This window comes from Nocardia araoensis NBRC 100135 (assembly GCF_000308435.1).
GTDB lineage: Bacteria > Actinomycetota > Actinomycetes > Mycobacteriales > Mycobacteriaceae > Nocardia > Nocardia araoensis.
This window is the reverse complement of sequence record NZ_BAFR01000201.1, coordinates 1-3821: the sequence shown is the minus strand read 5'-3', so window position 1 is coordinate 3821 and position 3821 is coordinate 1. Positions and strand designations below refer to the sequence as shown.

The 3821-nt window shown below is 70.3% G+C and carries 4 protein-coding genes; 3 read left to right on the top strand and 1 reads right to left on the bottom strand.

The genetic code is table 11. The features are described from left to right. The first annotated feature begins 11 nt into the window (after positions 1 to 11). The 3 genes from ON21_RS25950 (at position 12) to ON21_RS25940 (ending at position 3041) form a co-directional block, all read left to right on the top strand. Positions 12 to 1193 (top strand): NAD(P)/FAD-dependent oxidoreductase, encoded by a 1182-nt coding sequence (locus tag ON21_RS25950; RefSeq protein WP_051021357.1) that lies wholly within the window; start codon positions 12 to 14, stop codon positions 1191 to 1193. A 229-nt stretch (positions 1194 to 1422) separates the two neighbouring features. Beyond that, positions 1423 to 2184, top strand: coding sequence for a glutamate racemase (locus ON21_RS25945; protein ID WP_039801889.1), 762 nt, complete (start codon positions 1423 to 1425; stop codon positions 2182 to 2184). Positions 2185 to 2303: 119 nt separating this feature from the next. Then, complete coding sequence (locus ON21_RS25940; protein WP_039801887.1) at positions 2304 to 3041, top strand: DNA alkylation repair protein; 738 nt, start codon at positions 2304 to 2306, stop codon at positions 3039 to 3041. A gap of 70 nt (positions 3042 to 3111) precedes the next feature. On the opposite strand, the gene ON21_RS25935 is transcribed toward ON21_RS25940, so the two are convergent. After that, positions 3112 to 3821, bottom strand: a 710-nt coding sequence (locus tag ON21_RS25935) for a flavin reductase family protein (protein ID WP_039801884.1), incomplete at its 5' end; no start/stop codon positions are given.

Sequence of the window (3821 nt, the reverse complement as noted above, 5' to 3'; positions counted from 1 at the left end):
CCGCGCCGATCGTGATCGTCGGAGCAGGCCTCGCCGGCCTGCGCACCGCGGAGGAATTGCGCCGCGCGGGGTACGCCGGTGAACTCGTGCTCGTCGGTGACGAGTCGCGGTTGCCCTACGACCGGCCGCCGCTGTCCAAGCAGTTCGTGCGCGGCGAAACCGACGACACCACGTTGCGGCCGAGCGAGTTCTACGCCGAGAAGCAGATCGATCTGCGCCTGGGCGCCGAAGCCGTCGGGGTCGACACCGGTGCGCACCGCGTCCGCCTCGCCGACGGCACCACGCTGGACTACGACCAGTTGATCATCGCTACCGGCCTGCGTCCGCGCCGCCTGCCCGGCCTCCCCGCGTTGCGCGGCGTGCACGTGTTGCGCGGACATTCCGATGCCGTCGCCTTGCGCGCCGATCTGCGCGGCGCGGGCACGGCGCTCGTCGTCGGTGCGGGCTTCATCGGCTGCGAACTCGCCGCGAGTTTCCGGGCGGCGGGAGTCGAGGTCGTGCTCGTCGAACCGCAGGCGACGCCGCTGGCCTCGGTGCTCGGCGAAGCGGTGGGCGGACTGGTCGCGCGCATGCACCGCGCGGAAGGGGTGGATCTGCGCTGCGGCACCGGCGTGGACACCCTCCTCGGCGACGAGACAGGACGGGTGCGCGGCGCGCGACTGTCCGACGGCGCCGATATCGCCGCGGACCTCGTCGTGATCGGAGTGGGTTCACGGCCGGTGACCGAATGGCTGAGCGATTCCGGGATCGCGCTGGCCGAACCGTCGGCCGGTGGCGGTGTGCTCGCCGACGAGGTGGGCCGGACGTCCGCCGACGGCGTGTGGGCGGTCGGCGACGTGGCGGCCTGGTTGCACGAGACCGGATTGCGCAAGCGCGTCGAACACTGGACCAACGCAGGTGAACAGGCCAAATTGGTCGCCTGCGCGCTGCTGGGCGCCGAATCGCCCACCGCGGCGCGCGTTCCGTACTTCTGGAGCGACCAGTACGACGTCAAGATCCAGGCTCTCGGCACCCCCGGCGCGACCGACGAGGTGCACATCGCCTCCGACGACGGCCGCAAATTCCTCGCCTACTACTCCCAGGGCGGCAACCTCACCGGCGTCGTCGGCGCGGGCATGACGGCCCAGGTGATGAAGGCCCGCGCGAAGATCGCCTCCGGTGCTCCGGTTACGGAGTTGCTCGCGCCCAGCTGAAACGCGCGCCAAGTCGTGACGGAGAACCGGTGGCGGCAGAGTGGGCCCCGGCCCTCGACAGCGACTTGTTCGGTGCGGGCGTCGAGTTCCCACAGTGGACGACGGCGGCGGTGCGGCGAGTTACTCTCGCCCGGGGCGGGACGGGGGCCTGCCTCGCGGCAGTTGCGGGGCGTGCGTGGGGGCGCGCAGGGTGTGCGGGGGTGTCATGGGGCTGTAATACGGTGGTGCGGTGATCGTCGCGCTCATCGACTCGGGTTTGGGGTTGCTGCCCACCGCCGCCTGGTTGCGCAAGTTGCGGCCCGATGTGGATCTGCTGCTGCAACTGGACCCGGATGGCGCGCCGTGGGGGCCGAAGCCGGAGGACTGGGTGGTCGAGCGGGTGGTGAACGCCGCGCGGGCCTCGTTGCGTTCGGGCGCGGAGGTGATCGTCCTTCCCTGCAACACCGCCAGCGTGACGGCGCTGGAACACGTGCGCGCGGATGTGGGCCCCGACGTTCCGGTGATCGGCACGGTGCCCGCTATCAAGCCCGCGGCGGCCGTGTGCCGGTCGGTGGCGGTCTGGGCCACCGCGGCGACCACGGCGAGCCGGTATCAGGCCGATCTGATCGCGAAATTCGGCGGCGACGCCGACGTGGTCGGGGTGGCGTGCCACGGGTTGGCGGACGCGATCGACCGGGGCGATCTCGCGGCCGCCCACGAGGCGATCGCCGGCGCGGCGGAGCGGACGCCGCCCGGTGTGGAGGGCGTGGTGCTCGGCTGCACGCACTACCCGCTGGTGACCGACGCCATCGTGGCCGCGCTGCCCAACGGCGTCCGTCTGTTCGACAGCGCGCAAGCCGTCGCCGCGCAGACCATCCGGCGCATCGATGCGCTGGGCCGCCCGACCACGGGCACGGGAGTGATCCGGGTGCTCAACAGCGGTCGGCCCGGTGCGCTGCCCGCCAGCGCGGCAGCCTTCGAGTCCGGCCGCGTGCTGGGTGCGCAAGGGTAACCGCTGTTCGGCACCGCGTCCGCCGTGCTGACGACCGACACCACCGAGTGCGGTGCGGACTTCGCCGAAGGCGTGGCGCAGTCGGAGCGGAGAGCATTTCGGAACAGGAGCATGGCGCGATGACCGACTCGGTGACCGCGGACGACGTGCGGGCGGCGCTGCGGGAACTGGCCGATCCGGCCGGCGCGGCCCACTTGCAGCGGTTCTTCAAGACCGGGCCCGGTGAATACGGCGAGGGTGACGTGTTCCTCGGCATCCGGGTGCCTGCCAGCCGCCGGGTCGCCAAGCGTTTCGCGGCGCTTCCGCTCGACGAGATCGACCGGCTGCTCGACAGCGACGTGCACGAGGACCGTTTCGCGGCGCTGGTGATCCTGAACGCGCGATTCGCCAGGGCTTCGCAGCCGCGCTCTTTCGACGACGCCGCCCGCGCCGCCATGGTGCGGCTGTATCTGGCGGCAGTGCGCCGCGGACGGGTGAACAACTGGGATCTGGTGGACGTGTCGGCGGAGAACATCGTCGGTCCGTGGTTGCTGGACAAACCGCGCGATCTGCTGTTCGAGCTGGCGGGTACCGAGTCGCTGTGGGAGCGGCGGGTGGCGTTGCTGTCCACTTTCGCGTTCATCAAGGCGGGTGACGCCTCGACCACCTTCGCCTTGGCGGAACTGCTGCTCGACGACCGGCGCGACCTGATCCAGAAGGCGCTGGGCTGGATGCTGCGCGAAGTCGGCAAGCGCGTCGATCGCGCCCTGCTGACCGGATTCCTCGACCGGCACGCCCCGGCCATGGGGCGCACCGCGTTGAGCTACGCGACCGAGCATCTACCGCCCGAGATGCGGGCCGAGTACCGCGCGCGATAGGCGCCCGCGATCGATCGGCAAATGCCGCTGTCTCAGGTAACGCAAAATCGCGTTGGAAATACTGTCTCGCTCAGAACTGGATCTTCAGGTGGTCGGTCACCGGATGCGCCTGGCAGCCGAGGATGTAGCCGTTCTCGATATCCTCCGGGTCGAGAATTTCGGCGTTGTCCATTTCGACCTTGCCCTCCAGCACCGTGCACGCGCACGAACCGCACTCGCCTTCCTGGCAGGAATAGGGCACGTCCAATCCCTTGGCCAGCATGATGTCCACCAGCGTCTGCTTGCGCGGCCACTTCAGTTCGTGCACTTCGCCGTCGAGTTCGACCTCCACGGTCGCCGCGTCGGCCGCCTCCTCGTCGGAGACCTCGACCGGCGCCTGATCGGCGAACGGGTCGCCTGCCAACGAGTTGAAGACCTCGGCGTGCGTGCGCGTGCGCGGCACGCCCAGTTGCGCGAGCGCGTCGTGCACCCGGTCCATGAACGGCTTCGGGCCGCACATGAACGCGTCGTAGCCGCGATACGGGGCGACGAGGGTGGCCAGCGCGTCGGCCGTCGGCAAGCCCTGGAGGTACTCCAGCCAATGGATCACGGTGAGTCGCTGCGGGTGCTTGTCCGCCAGGTCGCGCAGCTCGCCGGCGAAGATCACGGACTCGTGGTCGCGGTTGGCGTAGACCAGCACGATGCGGCCGGTCCCGCGGGCCAGCGCCGACTTGAGGATGGACATCACCGGCGTGATGCCGCTGCCCGCCCCGAACAGCAGCAGGTCCTCATCGAGGTCCT